Consider the following 17,406-nt stretch of genomic DNA (forward strand, 5'->3'; position numbering starts at 1 on the left):
ATGGATACCGCGATCGCGCTGTACGGTCCGCCGGCAGCGGGCAAGGACACCGTAACGGCCGCACTCGCAAAGGCAGACAACAAGTTCCGCCACTACCAGCGCATGAAGGTCGGCACCGGCCGTACCACGGGATATCGGATGGCCTCATCCGCTGATCTCAACCATCTGGTCACCGCTGGCGAGGTCATCTACTCGAACAGTCGGTACGACTCGACGTACGTCATCGATCAGCCCGAACTGAACAGAATGCTTGGTGCAGACCAGATTCCGGTGCTGCACGTAGGCCAGCCGGAAGCCATAGACGCACTGCTCAATGCAGCTCCGGCGGTTCGGTGGGTCATCGTGGAGCTCTGGTGTCCGCGAGATGTGGCCGCAGGACGAGCAGCTGCCCGGGGCACCGACGATCTCGACGAGCGTCTCGCGGCCTGGGATGCGACCACGAGACTCACAGTCGCTGATGCCCGAATCGACACGGCATCCGTCAGTCCGGCTGAAGCCGCGGGTCTAATCGTCAAAGCCGTTCGCGCCGCCCAGTCCTCCATCGTGGTGCCGACGATGCACCTCGTACACCCGGATGGGTCTCTCGACCTAGCGGCTACCCACCGTCACGCGATCGCAGCTGGCGCTGGATGGGTGGACCACTTCCTGATTAATGGCTCGACGACCGCGGGCGGCGACCTATCTAGCAGCGAGCGCGCCGCCGTGCTTGATGTCTGGCTTGAGGCGGTCCTCCCGGGCCGACTCCTCGCCTGCACCTGGTCCACTGAGGACATCGCAGCTGCCGGCGAACGTCACATACGGCCAATGGCGGTGCTGCAGGCCGACAATCGATCCGCGGCCGAGCAGCTCCTTCGGCATCTGCCGACCGGGTCAACGATCTACAGCCACCCGATGTTCGGCAGCACGTTCGATGCCGACCTGGCCGCTTGGGCTCGACGCGAGGGCCATCTGCCATCTGGCGGGAAGCTCGCGAAGGTGAGCCTGGACGAAATCGCAGAAATACGCCACGCCGCACCCGCGTTCGCGACATGGGACGGTTCCTCACGGCGAATTCGAGATTCGGTTGGTGCTGGCGCCGCTGGCGTCGTAGCGACACCGCTCGCTGCGTCGCTTACCTCACTGCCACCCCGAAGTATTGCGCACGTTCAACAGGCCATCGATCTGACGCAGGCCCAGCTCGACCAGTTCCCAGAACGCGCCGACAAGCGCCGCTGGCTGCTCGAACAGATTCATGCGTGATCTGCCGATCGGAACAACATGATCGATGAAGTTACGCAGGTCCTCGTTCGTGCAGCCAAGGAAGCGATCTCGCCCCGATTTCGTCGCCTAGCCGTCGGAGACGTGGCCGAAAAGGGACCAGGGGATCTGGTCACAGTCGCGGATCGTGAAGCCGAACAACTGATTTCACAAGGACTGCGAGAGATCCTGGATGTCCCGGTAGTCGGAGAGGAAGCCGTTACTGACGATCCGTTCCTTCTCACAGCCTTGGAGAGCCCCGCGTGCTGGCTGGTGGATCCGATCGACGGCACATCGAACTTCGTGGCCGGCCGAAGCGAATACGCCGTAATGGCTGCACTGCTCCGCAGCGGCGAGCCCGTCGCCGGGTGGATCGTCCTGCCGGAGACAGGCCAGCGATACGTCGCTGAGCGCGGATCTGGGTCATTTCGAGACGAGCTCCGAATCCATCGACCACCCCCACCGGTAGAGGTCGAACAGCTTCGGGGCGCCGCGCCCACAAAGCGCCTCGGCAAGAAAGAGAAAGCCCGCTTGTCAGAAGTCGGCAAGAAATTCGCAGGCTTGGGACCAGGCTTTTTGAGCGCGGGTGTCAACTACGCTCGGCTGATCGACGGCGACCTCGACTTCGTCCTGTACCAGCGGTCACTGCCCTGGGACCATGCGGCCGGCACCCTAATTCTGTCCGAAGCTGGTGGCAACTCCCTTCGGCCAGATGGGACGCCATATCGACTGGCGGAGAACCCGGCCAACCAGCTGTTGAATGCAGCGAATCCAGCTTCCTGGTTTGCCGCGCGCGACGTCCTGTGGGAGAACTAGGTGCGCTAGATGATGTCGTCCGGCGGGGGCAGCAACGGGTACGGCCGGGTGCGATTCTGCTCCTCGATCCGTGCCCGGCACTCCGGGCACAACATCGACATGTAGCCCTCGCCGACCGGGCGCTCGCCGCAGATCTGGCACAATTTCTGATCGTCCGACACGCGCAGATCATAAGCGACCGCTCGGCTATGATTCGCACATGGGTTCGAATAACCGGCGTGTCTGGTATCTGCACCCGGACGGCTACGCCATCGATAACGACGAGTTGGTCCAGACTTCGCGCGGGTGGGCGCTCCCGACGCCGATCTTCTGCTCGGGCCCAGAACGCGACGTACTCCACGCGAGCCGGTCGACCCTCGGATGGACTGCGTGCCGCCGCGCGGGCTGCTCCCGCGGTCACCTTCTCCACACCTGCGGTCGCTGCGGCGCTCATGTGTTCCAGCCGGAACTTGGACCGGGCTGCAGCCCGTTGGCCTTCGATGGGCGGGACGGCGTCAGTGATGGCAGCTGACCACCTGCTCGCCGCGGTCCTCGACGTTCTCGCCGAGGTCGATCCCGCCGAGATGTTCGACGCGCGCGATGTACTGCGCGCGGTCCGGCCCACGGTCGACACAGCGCCGACCCTGGACGACATCGACGAGGTGCTCGCGCTGCTCGCCCTGCCGATGCTCGGTGGCGTCGTCGCCGTGTGCGACGGCGTCTATCGGAGCGGGGTTACAGCCGAGATCGTGGTCGCGAGGTTGCGGCGGCTCACCGAGGCCGTGCAGGTGGTCGACGACGAGGATCTAGCTGACCGCTATTGAACGTGCTGGAAGGCATTGCAGCGCTATCGATGCCAGCCACTTCTGAACTGATCACTTCTGGACACCTGCGGTGGCGTCCTTCAAGGCGGCCTGGGCAACCATGGAGAATCCGAAGTAGAGGTGAACCAGGCCGAGCATGGAAACCATGAAGTTGTGGTTCTGGATCCCTTCGCGCTCGGAGTCTTCGGCGAGTTCGTCGTATTCCTCACTGTGCTTGCCGTAGTGGATCAGCTCGCCGTAGTTGTACAGATTGATGACCTCGGCTGGGTTCACGTCGCCGTACATCTCGTGCTGGTCAATCTGGCCTGCTGGGCACCCGTTACTTGTGAGAACCATGCGACACACGATGTTCTGCAACGGACGACTCATTAGCTGGCCTCGGGCTTTGCGCCATGCTGCGAGGATTTCCATACGGCTATCGGCGTGGCCGTCAGTTTCCTGTTTGGCGTACCTAGCCAGGATGTTGGCAACGTTCGAGAAATCAGGATCGCCCGCACTAGAGCTGTGCAGCTGGCGGAACCGCACTGAGAACCCAACCATGTCTTCGTCATCGACCCGATCGAAGCTCATTGTTGCGTTGCCGTTCTCGATTGATAACTTCATCCCACCCTTATGGCTAACCACGCTGTAGGCCGCGGTCTTCTCGCAGACCTGGACGAAGCGCATCAGGTTCCGACGGTCGGCCGCGTCGATGGGCAAGGTGAACGCGGGAAAGTCCGCAGGATCGGGAAGGCCGAAGGCATAGGTGAGGTGCTGCCAGTGGTACTCGAAATGTGATGGCTCAGAAGAGTTTTCAATCAGCGGTGGCCTGAACTTCAGCGCCACCGGCAGGATGGAGTCCTGGTGCGTGGTCCACTTGGTTGTGAGCGTCCCACCGCGCTTCCCCTTTGGCACGACGTTGATCTCCGGCAGCGATTGCCGCTGCTTCTTCGGGGGCTTGGGGGGCTTCGGTGGCCTGTTCGGGTTTTTCCGCCCGTATTTCTTGCTCATGCTCCGCCCTTCTAACCGCTGTTGGAGGTCTCAATGCTGGATACAGGGTGGCCGATCCAGCGCATCTCTCGCTATCGATTTTCTTACCAGGACGCTACTGCGTACCCTCCGAAACGACTGAGCCCCACCCGGATTCCGGACGGGGCTCAACCAGCCCGTGGGCTTCTCGCCTGATGGCGTCGAATATCTGCACGTCAAACGCCCCGTTCACACCTCAGCTGACGTTCCGGAAACGAATAGCCTTTGCGCAGGACTCACCGGTCCTACCGCGGCCACTCCCGCCTCCCCTTCCGCTTCGCGTGGCCGGCGGAGTAGCGGCGCGTCGCATGGCCTCAGGGAACCGCCTCGCGCGCGCGGCCGTCGAACAGGTCATGGAGTACGACGAGTACCGGTGGCCGTAGGGCACCTGGGCTTCTTCATTGGAGTCAGACAACCACATCAAGTTCGGGGAGCAGCGTAGGCTGCCACTCCCTACCCGCGAGGCCGGCCGTCACACGCAGACGGAGCTTTCGCTCATGACCTGGCGCGACATACACCCAGAAGAGCACGGCACTGCCTGGACTCATCGCTTCGTGTCGTTCGGCGCGATCAGCGACAACGTCGGCCTGTCTGCTGACGTCGAACCTGATGTCGGGGCTGTCATAAATCTCGATGACGAGATGATCCAGCTGCCCTTGCCGAAGCCTGAGGCAAAGTTGCCACGATTCACCCGAGGTGGACTTCCAAACCGGCGTATCCCACTTTGGCGTGAGTTCGTCGTGTCGGCGGTCGGTGTCGGTTTCAGCCATCTGCTCCGCCGCCTCTGCCGATTTCTTGGCCGAATCGGCCTGGCGACGGGCATAAAACGCACTGTAGGCCGCGACCGCGGCAGCGATTAATGAGACAGCAACGCCAGCCGCTGTTAACCAATCGTTGAGGTGCACACCCGGACAGTAGCTGTGGACGGCGGCGGATCGGCGAGACTCGCTGAACCCCCGCTAGGATGTTCAGGCACCCGAAACGCGTTGCCGGTCAAGGACCGCGCGTAGTTGCTCCGGTGTGAGCCATTGCGGTCGGCCACGATGGATCATCTGATGGCAGTTCGCGCACAACAACACCAGATCGTCGATGGTGCTCTCGACCTCGCCTGAGAAGTGCAGCGGCACACGATGATGCACATGCACGAAACCGTCGCCCAAACTTCCATAGGTCTGCTCGAAGTCGAAGCCGCACACTTCGCACGCAATGTCGTGGCGCTGTTCCCGCGACTGCGCGATCTTCTCCGCCCGCAGCTTCGGGTTCCGCTCCCGCACGTTGACCAGTCGCCGTATCACCTTTCCCTCAGCGGCGGAAACAACGTCGATCCCGGCCCGTGGCTCCGACGCCGGGACCTCGTCCAGATCCATATCGGCATCGCCTTCGGCGAGACGACCCATGGAGCGCAGCGCGGTCGCCAGCGCATGCATCCTCTCGGGATCGGACACGAAGGCAGCGGCCACCTGCCGGGTGAGAGAGCCGCCCCGCTTGGCGGCGCCGAGGTGGCCGGGGCGTGCGGTCCGCAGATCTTCGAGCTTGTGGTGCACACTGCCCGGGCTGCGCAGTTCTTCCAGGTACTGAGCGAAGTCCCATTGCGTCCGCAGAAGCTGCGACAGCTCGGCTACTCGGACATCCGACTCAGCAATCGGCACCCAGTCGTTCCGCGCGAGGAGATCGCACGCCAGAATGGTCTCCTCAAGCTGCCAGTCAGGAATCTCGACAACATCGAACCCCAACGCTCGCAACGGGTCCGCGACAGCACGACCACCCGGTATCAAGGCCGCAGGCCAGTCGCTCATGAGCTCCACCGCGACTCCTGCAATGGGTTTCGCATCGTAAGCAACGCCGCCGTGCAGAACGAAGTAGCTGCGGTCCCGTCGAAAACCGTGCCGAGCCAGAAACCCATCCCGCCCTAGCTCGGTGAACAACTCGATCGCCTGCAACACATACGTACGCGTCACGCTTTGCAGCACAGCCACCATCGCGTCAGTCCCTCCCACAGTTTCGTGTCGCAGATTACTGAGACCCTCGGACAAACCTCACCAGGCTGAAGCATCCGACCGCTGAAATCACCCAGGCGGTTTCGTCGACAACCGCGCAAAGATCGATGAAATCCGTTCTGGGAGCTGGCTTCCCATCGACAAAGGTCGCGCCGCCGCCGCGATAAATGGGGGCCGCGGCGGACACCTTCGGACAATCGCTTCGCGCTGTGGACGGAAGATTGGGGAGGGTGCCTGAAATGCATCTAGGCGCGCTTCTGCTTGCAACTGGGGCAGAGATATGCGCTCCGAATGAGGTTTCCGGGTTTCGCTGACCATTCGTGTCCACAGCTGGCACATAGCCACCAATAGTTCGTGTGCGTGCTCGCGTTGATAGTCGCGGGGGTCGCCGTTCCGTTTCTGGTCAGGTGCCACTGCGCGGCAAGGTCGGGGTGTAGCTCCGCGAGGGAGTTCCCTTCGCGAACGGCACTCCTTGCAGCACTCATAGCGCGGGAGGCGCACCGCTTGCAGCCGAACCCCTTCTTGGCTCGGGTCCAGACCATCGCTTGCCACTCATTGCCGCATGTTGAACACAGCCAGTAGACACGATGAGCACTGCCTTCGCCGATCGTGGCTGGGTCGATGTCGATGTTCTTCGTCAGGTGCCACTCTTTCAGCAGGTGGGGATGCGTAGCGGCCAGAGAATGCTCAGCCGCGGGCTGCATTCGTCGGCGCATCACGATCTTGGAGGAACATTTGCGACACCCGGACCCCTTGGACACCCTGATGCCGGGGCTGCGCTTCCACTCATTTCCGCACTGGTCGCACAGCCACCAGACCGGTTTGGACGACCGGGGAGTTACATCGGCCGGGAGTCGGCCGGCGTTTTTCGTGGGGTGCCACTGCCGCGCTAAGACGGGATGCAGGTCGGCTAGTGACTGGCCCCGCTCGGGGGTGACTATTCCTGCGATTCGCTGGTGTGCCGCGCAGGGGCGGCAGCCTGCGCTGCGTGGATCCTTTGTCTGCCACTCGTGTCCGCAATCGCCGCAAAGCCACCAGATCGCGACATTTGTGACTCGGGGGTTCAGGTCGAACAGTGAGAGCTCGCCGTTCTTGGTCGGATGGAACTTGGCAACCAGATCGGGACGAAGGTCACCGAGCGACCTGCCCGGCTTGCGGAGCTTTCGCCTGGCACAGACAGGGCAGCCGCTACCGTCGCCGGTTCGGTGTTTGGGGGTCGTTCGCCATTCGTGGTCACACGCTTCGCATTGCCACCAAACGGAGACTTTTGAGGCGGGGTTGGTGAACGCGGGATCAGCGGATCCATTCTTTGTCGGGTGCCACTGAGCTGCGACAGCTGGATGTAGCGCCGACAGGCTGCCTTCGTGATGCCGTGTTATGCACGCGTCTGCTTCGGCTACGGCCCACAGTTCCGGAACTCCGCAGTAGCGTTCGCTGTGCGCCGGTTGATGGCCCAGTTCCGCCAGCTTTTCAAGAACCGCGACAGCCATTTTCTTGGTCGGGGCGCCGGCGGCGACTACGACATCTGAAGGGTTGATCATGGTGAGCGGGTGGTGGCGGACGCGAACGACAGTCCAGCCGGCACCGATTAGAGCCTGGGACTGCTTGGTGTCCTTCCGAATTGCATCGGGCAGGTGATGGTAGTAACTACCGTCGTACTCGACGATCAGTCGGTAGTCAGGCATCACGATGTCGGCTCTGACCGGTACTCGACCTACAACCGGAATCGGCGGGTGATCGTGGTCGACCGGGCAGCCCGCCGCCTGGAGCTCGTACGCTAGTCGGATCTCTTGCTCGGAGGTTCCCCACAGTGTGCATTTGGGGCAGCTCGTCGATCCAGCATTCCGCCTGTAAAGGATCGGCGCCTGCCAGATGTGGCCTTGGGCTGGACATTTCCACCACGCCATGAACTTGCTGGCGTGCTTGAAGTCCTGTGGTGTGCGATCTCCGTTCTTCGTCGGGTGCCACTGAGCTGCAACTTCAGGGAAGCGCTCACCGAATGATTGCCCTGGCTTGGGCAGATCTCGGCACTCGGGGCAGCCAGTCTTGTCCTTACCGGTCCTCGTATATACGCGCGCTTGCCACTCGTGACCTCGGTCCGGGCACCGCCACCAAACCAATCGGTCGCTGCCAGGTTTGAGTCCTTCTGGCCGCACGCCGTCGTTCCGTTCCGCGCACCACTGCGCGGCAATTTCCGGGTGCAACTCCACGAAGCTTTGGCCCGGTTTTGGCTTGTCGCGCAGGGCGATTCGAACCTTGTAGCTACACGGATTGCACCCGCTGCCCTGCACGGCGCGGCTCGCAATGGTGGCCTGCCACTCGTGGCCGCAATCGCGACACTGCCACCACACTTTTGTTCCAGATCCGGGCTTGAACAGAGACGGCGAAGTGCCGCCGTTCTTGCTTGAGTGCCACTCGGCGACGAGATCTGGGTGAAGGTCGCCCAGCGACTGGCCCGCCTCGGGCAGATTGCGTCGACGGCGACTGCACTTTGGGCAGCCGGTGCGTTTGCCGCTCGTGCGGTTTCCAACTGCCGTCTGCCACTCATGCCCGCAATCAGGGTCAGAACACAGCCACCACGCCTTGGTGGCGCTCGCCTGCGACACCTCGCCGGGCTGAAGCTCGCCGTTCTTCGTAGGGTGCCATTGGGCAGCAACCTGCGGGTGTCGTTCGGCCAGAGATTCGCCGGGATACGGCGTGCGCAGGATGTCGCCAGCACGCTTGTACGAACAGGGCGGGCAGCCGCTGAACGGTGGTGTGACTCGGACCTTCAGGGACATTTGCCATTCATTGCCGCAGCTAGAGCACAGCCACCAGACCTTTGTATGCGAACCGGCAGCGAGGTCTACGGCGCGGAGGGAGCCATTCCGGGTCGGGTGCCACTCGGCGGCGACATCCGGGCATCTCTCTGCCAGCGACTGGCCCGGCTTCGGCGATCCGCGCCTCACTGTCCCCTCCTGAGATCCCAACCGCGCGTTTACGTTACCTCATAGCCGCAGTGCACTGGCCTAACGAATGCCTCGCGGGCGCGGCGCCGATCGCGGCGAGTAGATCAGCCACTTCGAATGCCACCGCCCCGTCCGCTTGCACCGGAAACAAAGGCGGTGCGACCGACGCCAATGGTGGGCGCCCGCGAAAGAGCGCCCACCAGGGGTCGAGCTAGAGGGCCTTCTTGGGGCGACCGCGGCGGCCGGATGCCGAGCTGAGTCCGAGCGTCACATAGGTTTTTTCATGCTGGGCAAGGCGTTCCAGCCCGTGGTCACTTGCGGCGAGGTGACGCAAGACCTTGTCGATGGCCTTCTCGTAGGTGCTGCGCTGCGCGCCGGCGGTACCGACCTTCCACTCCCCTCGCTTACCGGCGGCTAGCAGAACGTCCTGTAATCAGCCTGCATGTCGGTTTCGCCCACTTCGGTAATGAGGGGCGCAGCGAGCGTACGTCCAGCTGACTTGGAAGATCCGACTCCTGAACCTCGGACGTTAGCCGAAATCCAGGTCACCCGCTTCGAGGGCTTCTCCCTCGAATGACGCGCGTCCACCACAGCGTCGGCGTTTCCTCGAACGTGGCCTATCCAGCCGGTAAATCGAGGAGTTGCAGATCCTGGCTGAATCGCATACGCAACTGTTCTTCACGTTCAGGTCTACCATCTGGGAAAGGCGGGTGCAGAATCTTCAACAACATTCCAGGGCGTTCCGAAGCTTCATCTCTCCGAATTTGCAGAATTTTCGCCCCATAATTGAATCCCGACTTCGTGTCATGGCATCCGAGGTGCTTGCCAACATGCTCCTGAGTCAACGCACCAGCCTTGATGGCTGTATCCCTTAGCGCACCCGGGGGAACGATCTCGAAACTTCCGTCAGAAGGATCCGCGACAGAGTCCGGCTCAAGGAATCCGAGACGGCGTGCCTGATCCTTTGTCTCCTTGATGTATTCGTCTACCTGCCTTTTCAGGGTCTCAAGGTAGGTAGCTGCGGCTTTGCTCGTATCATCTGCCGTGAAGGCTTCAAGGTCGAGCTCCGCACGTACGGAATTGGTATAGGCCTCGAAGGCGAGAGAGGCCTGGTTCATGAGCGGAGGCCTGCTCAGCGGCAGCGTTGTCGCTCTCGTCAGGGCGATTATTGCCGTATTTAGCGCGACCGCCTTTTCCAGAACGGCAACAGGTGCCACGACTCGAAGGTTATTGTACGACGTGGTCACCTTTTTGGCTTCATCCATCAGGTCCGTCGCGAATTCAATCTTTTCTTGTTCCTTTTCATCCGGAATTCCCGCCGCTGTAACTGCAGCATCCCTGACTGCATTGAAGATTGCTTTTGAATCGATCGCTTTCTCGATGACTGACGAACATGCCTCACCGAAGGCAGTGGCCGTCTCCCGTAGAATTTTCTGATTTGACTGCCGGTTTTCTCGGAGAGCCTTCCGCTCATCCATGCGAACTTCCTGTTCGGCCTTGCGCCGGTCGCTGGCGCGTACTGACCGAGCAGTGATGTAAGGACCGATGGTCCCAGCGATTATCGCGCCCGCGGGCACGCCCCACCAGAAGCCCGGCTGCGAGAGGAAGTCGCTAGTCGTACTCATGGCGCTCATCATCGCATGTGAAACCGACTCTGCTGGAACAACATCGCTAAGTCCAACGTGTTGTCGATCAACCGGCTGCGGTGAAGGTTCATCCCCTCCTAGTTCACCGGCGACGCAACGGTGTCCACTTGGCAACGAACTTGGACTTCGCCTTGAAGGGGTAGTACTTCCACCACGGGAGCTCAGCCTCTGAAGTCGTGACGTACGCGGTCCCCTCCTGGCGGGCAACCCTTCGATGTCTCCGGATCGTCGACCGACTCGTGTCACCATCCGGTTGCACAGGATTATCGAGGCCGTGTCGAACTGTCAGCTTCTGAGTCTCTTTTGACAGGAAGTCGAAGGCCTCCTCCATCTGATCAGCGAAGTACTCGAACGGATCGTCGAAGTGCGGATTCGAACCCTGACCTGGACGGCCCTCGCGCCCTACCCATCCGTAGCTCACTCGGCTCAGTTCGTCGATCCGAGCTAAAGCGGTATGGAGTTTGACGTTCACAGTGAACAACCGGAGTTGCTCGGCGCTGCGGGCAAGGCTGCGGCTCGCTTCGTCGAACTCCCCAACCAATGCGGCATAACCGGCAAGAAACGCCTTGTTCGCTTCCTCGTTCGACCGGTCGGAAGCCTCGATGAGAGCACCTGCCGCTCGGAGTTTTCCCGACCATGTCAGTCGGTGCTCAAGAATGTCGGCGACGAGCTGCCGGAGTTTGTCTTCCTGGCGTTCCTGATACGCCTCACGATGGCTGACCCGTTGCCATCTGGACGTAAGAGACGCACCGCTGAGTGTTCCTACAACACCGACGGTCGCGCCACCGCCGGGCGTCTTCAGCACGTCAATGATCCACGATCCCAGACTCAAATCGCCCTCCCAAGCACAGTCGCCAATTGCTAATCGGTTCCGATCCGTCGCAGCGCTCCGACGCCGACATCGACCCTGCGACGATGCCGCACACGCGCCGGGTTGGACGACCAAACCGCAGCTACAGGCGAAAGGACTCAGTCTTACGTGACCTGGCGGCCTGAGCCGACAATATCGCCTCTACCAGCACCGATCGACGCGCCGGCCTACTTCTTCGCAGACGCTAATCCGCTTCGGAACTCGACGACATCGCAAGATTTGAAGAAACCTCAGGTCACCAGGTCCTACCAGCAGTTCTGAGACGTTACCCGCCTGCGGAACACCGCCCTCTTGACGTCCAATATCTGCACGTCAAACTCCCTGCTCATGGATCGATTCCGCGTTCCGAAGCCGAATAACCTGTGTATGCAGCTCACCGAGTCAACCATCGTCGGCGACGCTTCAAGCTCGGTCCTCCAGCTGCATCGCCAGGCTGGCTATAGCGGACAAGAGTGCACTGTAGCTGATTACACAACGACATCGGACTGTTCGTCTCGTTCGAAAGAGGACACGATCATGAACGCCGAGGGGGAGGTTGGGTTCCCGTGCGCGACCGTGGCGCGAGCGCACGGACCTGACAGTCTGATCGGGGATTGACAGACCGGGGCGGGTTAGGTGAAGATAGTTGCAGCGCTACAGCTGCGTCTACACCCGGCTGCGTCTCTCTGTCCAAAGCACCGCTGGCACTTATCAATTCATGGCATCAGCCCAAGCCTAGCCCGATCTCTGCAGTGAGATCGGGCTTTTCGCTGTCGCCCTTCTCCGGTGCTGCAGAGAAGATCCCAGCACTCTTTGGAAGCGCCCAGGGCATGTAAGCGGTCGATCACGAGGGGCAGGCTTCTGACCACGCTGAGCGCTCGATCCCCATCCATCGCCACCGCCACCGCCCCTCGGGCGTGGCGGTCTTTTCATGCACGAGGTGAGTTGTGCCCGAAATCGTCAGACCACCCAGCCAGTGGAGACCAGGCCCACCCGCATTCCAGAACACATCAGCTGATCAGGCTGGCCCTCAGGGAGACGGCCGGGTTTTCAACTTCAGCGTCCGCAACGCTGCCGACGCAGCCTCCAAGTTCAGGCGTATTCGCGCAGCGCAAGACATGACCGAGCAGGTCATCACCGAAACCCGTTATGCCCCTTCCACTTTCCCTGCACCCGCAGCCGCCACACCGGTCCTGCGCGATGTCGCGGGTCCGGCGCCGATCATGCCGAAGATGCCCGACCCACACCTACCGGAGAAGATCGACCAAAAGACCAATCCCGCTCCGGCCAACCCAGCACCGGTGGCACCCCAGCCGGACCCCCAACCCCAACCGCCGGCCCCGGCGCCGGCCACAGGCCAAAACCCCTCCAACACAGGCGTTCCCACCCCGACCCTGGCGCAGCTCGGACTCGGCGCTCCCGGACAACCCGCGCCGCCAGCCCAAGGTGGTGTCGAAGACCTGACCGCGGTCCTGGCCGCTGGAAAACCCGCCCCCGGACAAACCCTCACTCTTCCCAGCGGCAACACCACCATCACCACCGGGGCCAACAACACCACCATCATCGGCACCACCGACCCCGCCACCGGCCACAACAAGACCCAGGTCCTCGACCAGAACGGCCTGGTCATCGCCACCGCCGAATCCGACATCGTGCTCGGCACAGGCGGACTCAGCCGCGACACCACCATCACCAGCATCGGCGGCGCCATCACCCAGGTCCGCTCCGTCGACGACGGCTACGGCAACATCACTACCTGGACCGCCAACCCCGACGGCTCGTATTCGGTGCGCTACCCCGACGGTACCCACGATGCCACACCCGGACATGCGAAGACCTATACCATTCCGGTCGGACTGAACCCGGCTGGACCGGCCCCGATCGAATCCGACATCACTGCCGACGGACAACAGGTGCACACCACGTCGCAGAACTCCGACGGAAGTGTGTCGACCGTCGCGTCGATCCTCAACCCTGACGGCAGTGTCGATACGACCTACCCGGATGGTCGCGGCGGCACCTACACCACCAACTCACGATTCGACGAGCACGGTCATGTCGAGCAAGCTCTTACAGGGCAGCACAACCCGGACGGAACCGGCTACCAGATCGAATACAACGGTATCCGTATCGACCGCGGTCCCGGCGGCAGTGTTCTGGTGACCGGAACACAGGACGGAACCAGCTACGAAAAGGGCTTCGATTCGGGCGGGCGGCCGTTCGAGGTGACGACCGACCTGCTGCACGGGTACAGCCTGAAAACCTGGACCGACGAATTCGGCCGGCCCCACCATGTGCTCACCGACATGGTCGCCAAAACAATTACCACATCGATCGCGCACGGAGGCGACGAAGGGGCAAACCGGCCGTGGACCGACGTTACAGTCACCGATCTGCAGGGCAAGCCGATTGCGCACTATTCCAAAGGCGGCGACGGCGGTGTCCGCACCGATGACGGCTTCATTCATTTCGAGGTGGAGGGCCAGGATGTCAAATACAACAGTGACGGCACTGTGTATGTCCCTGATGACCACAGCACCGCCTGGCAGCGTTTCATCGGCACCGATCCGCAACCGAAGGTGTACTTCGACAGCCACGGCAATCCGCAGCTGACACATTCTGGCCCGTTCGTCCCCGAATCATTGATCCAGATCCATCCCCCCGGCAACGTTCCGGGTGAGGCGTTCTATAAGACCCTCGATGGCACGCTGATCATCAAGGACAAGAACGGCTATCACTGGGGCGTTCCCTATGACGGTCCGCAGATCCTGCAGGGTGGCCCGCCGATCCGGCCGCCGGGGATTGGCCCGAGTGTGCCGGGCGAAGGTGTTCCGCCCTCCCGTCAAGGGCCCGGTATGAATCTCCCTGGTCGCGGACTCGGCGCGGTTGAAGGCGAATTGCCCGGGTTGGCCGGACAATTCCGTGCGGCGCCCGCCGCGGCGGCGCAAGTCGCAGAAGCCAATCTTACCCGTGTGACGTCTGCATCATCGACTTCCGAAGCCGCCACAGCGGCGCGTGCTCGCGCAACGACGCCGGTGCAGGAGGAATTAACACCGGCCACACGAGGGGCTGCGGCGGCCGGGAACTCCGCCGAATCCGCCATCGACGCAGCCTCTCGTGGCGGCAGGGCTGCAGACGGGGCCTCCCCCGTAACGACCGGCGCGCAGGCCGAGGTGCAAGCGCGTGTCGAGGTGGGTGTCAGCCGGCCCGCTGGTGAGGCCACAGCGCCCGCACCCACCCAGTCCGCTGCGCGGCGCAGTGCAAACGGTGCCAGTGCAGCCGAAACCGACTCCACCGGACCGGTGGCTTCCGACCGCGCGCACACTCAACCCTGGCAGCCTCAGAAGACACCGCCGCAACTCCCGCCAGGCCGGGCACGGCTATCGATCGAGCAGGTGCGCAAGATCCGAAATCCGCAGGCGCGAGGAGCGGCGGGTGAGGAGAATACACGCCAGCGCTACGGCGGCCAGCCCGAACGCCGGTATCCGGTGCCGAAGGGCAGCGGAGACCCGAACTTTCCCATCGAAGCCGATACCACCAGAAACGTCGACGTCCCCGTGTACTTGACCCCCATCGACACCCTCGCCATCGAAGTAAAAACCTACGGAATGTGGCGCCGAATCCAAATCAAGCCGGGTCAATGGGTTAGCCAGAGAAAAGAAGTGCCATTGAGCAAATTCATCGAGAAACAAGTCGCGAAGGATGTCGCGCGTCGTGTTATCGATCCCGGTTACCGGCCCTTATGGGAGTTTTTGGGCGCTGGCCCCAGTCCGGAATTGCGTGCAGAACTAATTCGTGCAAATATTACTATAGTCGAGCATCTCTGAAGGAAGGTACGGAAAATGCCAGAGAAAGCGGATAAACTTCTCGCATGGGATCGGGAACGTCGAATAGTGCTGGATGAGCTCATCCGCATCCTTGGCGTGGCCGATATAGATATGGACTCAAGGCCAGAGGAATTCCTGCCTTATCTGGAGCGTTTTGTCTTTGATCTCGATTATCAGAACATGACCGACGATGACTGGCTGTGGTTCCATAATTCGCTAGCGTCCTACGTGGCCCAAGTTCTCATCGTCCGGTACCACCCGACCTGGGATCTGGTAACGGATGAACGTGGCGAAAACTACTTGCTGGTGGTCCGGGGACGCGACGGTGCGGACCGTGCAGTATCCCCCATGGATGTGGTGCACGAGGATTTCGAGAAGTCGATTCCGCCAGATGTGATGAGGATGCTGGCAGCGGCCGAGTTCGCAATAGGTGTGCCCTGGCACTGATCCGTAGCTGTTCCAAAGGTTGAGGTGCCGCCGTTCGCGTACCGACGGCTGACGATTCGCCGATTGCAGTGTCGACGGACTCTTCTGCCCCTGGATGGTGGCGCTTGCTCGCTCCTCCAACGGGCGGGTCCTCCGGTCTGCCCGTTAAACCTGTCCTTCTCCGCGTAGAGGCTCGCGGGCCAAGAGCGGCGCTCCGCACGACGCGACGAAGGAGCGCGCCCTAGGCGTGGGGCTCGCGAACACAAGCAGGCGCCCTCTCAGGGATACACGGCCGCCAAGGCTCGGGCCTCTCATCAGCCCCAACGCGCTCCTACTTGCTCTTCGACGGTGACGCTACTCCGCTTCGGAATTCGACCCCATTGACATCCAATATCTGCACGTCAAACGCCCTGTTCAGAGCTCGACTCACGTTCCGAAGCCGAATAACCTCTGTACGCGACTCGGCGATCCAGCCGCCGCCGGCACCGCCTCGAGACCACTCCTCCGGCCGCATCGCCTGGCTGGCTCTAGTGAACTCAAGTGCGCGCTCATGCCAATTATCGTGTGGTTTCGGCACGGGCAACGCGGGGCGTGGACGGCGGTTCGCTCAGGTGCACGCCGATCACCGCAGCCTGATCGTGGCGGAGGAACGGTTGCCGACCGGTTGTGGGTGCCGGCGGCGTGCGCCTGGTAGGTCGCGATGAATTCGAGGCCGAGGTCGAACGCCACTACCGCGACGTCCGCATCCTCGGCATCGGCGGCGGCGCGAGCGAAGTCATGACCGATCTGGCGGCCAAGGTCTTCGGCTACCTGCGGTGACGTTCGGGACCTAGACTCGACCGGTGGATCTGCACATGCGGCACCTGCGCTATTTCGTCGCGGTGGCCGAGGAATTGAACTTCACCCGCGCGGCCGTGCGGGTCCATGTCGCCCAGCAGTCTTTGAGCGCGCAGATCAGGCAGCTCGAGCAGCAGATCGGGGTGACTCTGTTCGTGCGTAGCACCCGCACCGTCGAACTGACCGCGGCCGGGGTGGCTTTTCTCGCGGACGCGCGGGCCCTGCTGGCGGCCGCAGGGACCGCGGTGGACCGGGCGCGCGCACTCGAGCGCGGTGAGCACGAACAGCTGACGCTGGGTTTCCTGGAGGGCGCGGCGCTGACACTGACCGATCCCATCCTGTCCGCGTTCCGGCAGCGCCATCCGGGTGCTCGACTGGAGCTGCGGCAGTTCGCCTACAACGATCCATCGGCGGGCCTGTGCGGCGGTGAGGTGGACGTGGCCTTCGTCCGGTTGCCGATCTCGGCGCCCGAGCTCGACTTCATGCCGCTGTTCAGCGAGCCGGTGGTCGTCGCGCTGCCACCGGGGCATCGGCTGGCGGATCGGACGGTGGTGTCGGCGCAGGATCTGCTGGACGAGCCGATCCTCGGGTCGGCTTGCGCCGACCGTGCATGGAACTCGTTCTGGGAGTTGGATTCCCATCGGGGTGGACGGGCCGCACCGGTGGTCTCCCGGTCCACCACGCTGCTCGAGGAAATGCACAAGGTGATGGCGGGGGTAGGGATCGTGGTCACCGCCGCAGCGTGCCGCTGGCTGACCTTTCCCGGGGTGAAACTTGTGCCGATCGCCGACGCCGCGCCGAGCCGGGTCGCGGTGGGTCGGCGGCGTGGCCGGTCCTCGGTGCTGGTGCGCTCGTTCATGGAGCTGGCGCAGACCGTGCGCGACGAGCACCCGGAGCTGGTGCGGATAGTGGCCGAACCCGATTTCGGCGACCCCGCACCACCGCCGGCGCTGCTCTGACGATTCACCGCACGCCGAGGATTCACAACCGTATTCGGTCGATCACCCGGATC

14 protein-coding genes are annotated in these 17,406 nt (G+C 62.5%); 7 read left to right on the forward strand and 7 right to left on the reverse strand.

Annotated features, from left to right (window positions below):
• Together AB0L60_RS29940 and AB0L60_RS29945 are read left to right on the forward strand one after the other, a co-directional pair.
• A complete protein-coding gene (locus AB0L60_RS29940) occupies positions 1–1,239 on the forward strand; it encodes a hypothetical protein (protein WP_364620564.1) in 1,239 nt (412 codons plus the stop codon).
• 18 nt (positions 1,240–1,257) lie between these two features.
• Positions 1,258–2,052, forward strand: coding sequence for an inositol monophosphatase (locus AB0L60_RS29945; protein ID WP_364620567.1), 795 nt, complete (start codon positions 1,258–1,260; stop codon positions 2,050–2,052).
• Positions 2,053–2,057: 5 nt separating this feature from the next.
• On the opposite strand, the gene AB0L60_RS29950 is transcribed toward AB0L60_RS29945, so the two are convergent.
• Positions 2,058–2,213 (reverse strand): hypothetical protein, encoded by a 156-nt coding sequence (locus AB0L60_RS29950; protein WP_364620569.1) that lies wholly within the window; start codon positions 2,211–2,213, stop codon positions 2,058–2,060.
• 339 nt (positions 2,214–2,552) lie between these two features.
• Between AB0L60_RS29950 and AB0L60_RS29955 the strand changes: the two genes are divergently transcribed.
• A complete protein-coding gene (locus AB0L60_RS29955) occupies positions 2,553–2,855 on the forward strand; it encodes a hypothetical protein (RefSeq protein WP_364620572.1) in 303 nt (100 codons plus the stop codon).
• 51 nt (positions 2,856–2,906) lie between these two features.
• Here the strand turns inward: AB0L60_RS29955 and AB0L60_RS29960 are convergent, their stop codons facing one another.
• The 6 genes from AB0L60_RS29960 to AB0L60_RS29985 all read right to left on the reverse strand — a co-directional run bounded on the left by AB0L60_RS29960 (position 2,907) and on the right by AB0L60_RS29985 (position 11,259).
• The gene (locus AB0L60_RS29960) at positions 2,907–3,845 is read right to left on the reverse strand and encodes a hypothetical protein (protein WP_364620575.1); all 939 of its coding nucleotides are present in this window, start codon (positions 3,843–3,845) and stop codon (positions 2,907–2,909) included.
• Positions 3,846–4,270: 425 nt separating this feature from the next.
• Positions 4,271–4,768 carry a hypothetical protein gene (locus tag AB0L60_RS29965; protein WP_364620578.1) on the reverse strand — a complete coding sequence of 166 codons (498 nt, stop codon included), beginning with the start codon at positions 4,766–4,768 and terminating at the stop codon, positions 4,271–4,273.
• 63 nt (positions 4,769–4,831) lie between these two features.
• Positions 4,832–5,842 carry an HNH endonuclease gene (locus AB0L60_RS29970; RefSeq protein ID WP_364620581.1) on the reverse strand — a complete coding sequence of 337 codons (1,011 nt, stop codon included), beginning with the start codon at positions 5,840–5,842 and terminating at the stop codon, positions 4,832–4,834.
• A 263-nt stretch (positions 5,843–6,105) separates the two neighbouring features.
• Positions 6,106–8,808: a zinc-ribbon domain-containing protein gene (locus AB0L60_RS29975; protein WP_364620584.1), complete on the reverse strand. Its 2,703-nt coding sequence runs from the start codon at positions 8,806–8,808 to the stop codon at positions 6,106–6,108.
• A 617-nt stretch (positions 8,809–9,425) separates the two neighbouring features.
• Entirely contained in the window at positions 9,426–10,433 is a 1,008-nt protein-coding gene (locus AB0L60_RS29980) for a hypothetical protein (RefSeq protein ID WP_364620587.1), read from the reverse strand.
• A 103-nt stretch (positions 10,434–10,536) separates the two neighbouring features.
• A complete protein-coding gene (locus tag AB0L60_RS29985) occupies positions 10,537–11,259 on the reverse strand; it encodes a hypothetical protein (RefSeq protein WP_364620590.1) in 723 nt (240 codons plus the stop codon).
• A gap of 1,163 nt (positions 11,260–12,422) precedes the next feature.
• On the opposite strand from AB0L60_RS29985, the gene AB0L60_RS29990 reads away from it, so the two are divergent.
• The 4 genes from AB0L60_RS29990 (at position 12,423) to AB0L60_RS30005 (ending at position 17,353) form a co-directional block, all read left to right on the forward strand.
• Positions 12,423–15,131 (forward strand): hypothetical protein, encoded by a 2,709-nt coding sequence (locus AB0L60_RS29990; protein WP_364620593.1) that lies wholly within the window; start codon positions 12,423–12,425, stop codon positions 15,129–15,131.
• A gap of 15 nt (positions 15,132–15,146) precedes the next feature.
• Entirely contained in the window at positions 15,147–15,578 is a 432-nt protein-coding gene (locus AB0L60_RS29995; RefSeq protein WP_364620595.1) for a hypothetical protein, read from the forward strand.
• 645 nt (positions 15,579–16,223) lie between these two features.
• Complete coding sequence (locus AB0L60_RS30000; RefSeq protein ID WP_364620598.1) at positions 16,224–16,376, forward strand: acyl-CoA dehydrogenase family protein; 153 nt, start codon at positions 16,224–16,226, stop codon at positions 16,374–16,376.
• Between the two features lie 23 nt (positions 16,377–16,399).
• A complete protein-coding gene (locus AB0L60_RS30005) occupies positions 16,400–17,353 on the forward strand; it encodes a LysR substrate-binding domain-containing protein (protein WP_364620601.1) in 954 nt (317 codons plus the stop codon).
• Positions 17,354–17,406: the final 53 nt, after the last annotated feature.

This window comes from Nocardia sp. NPDC051981 (assembly GCF_040680715.1).
Taxonomy (GTDB): Bacteria; Actinomycetota; Actinomycetes; order Mycobacteriales; family Mycobacteriaceae; genus Nocardia.

What these genes read in the sequence shown, in the direction of transcription:
- AB0L60_RS29940 (WP_364620564.1), top strand. Translation starts at nt 1, where the DNA reads ATGGATACCGCGATCGCGCTGTACGGTCCGCCGGCAGCGGGCAAGGAC.
- AB0L60_RS29945 (WP_364620567.1), top strand. Translation starts at nt 1,258, where the DNA reads ATGATCGATGAAGTTACGCAGGTCCTCGTTCGTGCAGCCAAGGAAGCG.
- AB0L60_RS29955 (WP_364620572.1), top strand. Translation starts at nt 2,553, where the DNA reads ATGGCAGCTGACCACCTGCTCGCCGCGGTCCTCGACGTTCTCGCCGAG.
- AB0L60_RS29960 (WP_364620575.1), bottom strand. Translation starts at nt 3,845, where the DNA reads ATGAGCAAGAAATACGGGCGGAAAAACCCGAACAGGCCACCGAAGCCC.
- AB0L60_RS29970 (WP_364620581.1), bottom strand. Translation starts at nt 5,842, where the DNA reads ATGGTGGCTGTGCTGCAAAGCGTGACGCGTACGTATGTGTTGCAGGCG.
- AB0L60_RS29980 (WP_364620587.1), bottom strand. Translation starts at nt 10,433, where the DNA reads ATGAGTACGACTAGCGACTTCCTCTCGCAGCCGGGCTTCTGGTGGGGC.
- AB0L60_RS29990 (WP_364620593.1), top strand. Translation starts at nt 12,423, where the DNA reads ATGACCGAGCAGGTCATCACCGAAACCCGTTATGCCCCTTCCACTTTC.
- AB0L60_RS29995 (WP_364620595.1), top strand. Translation starts at nt 15,147, where the DNA reads ATGCCAGAGAAAGCGGATAAACTTCTCGCATGGGATCGGGAACGTCGA.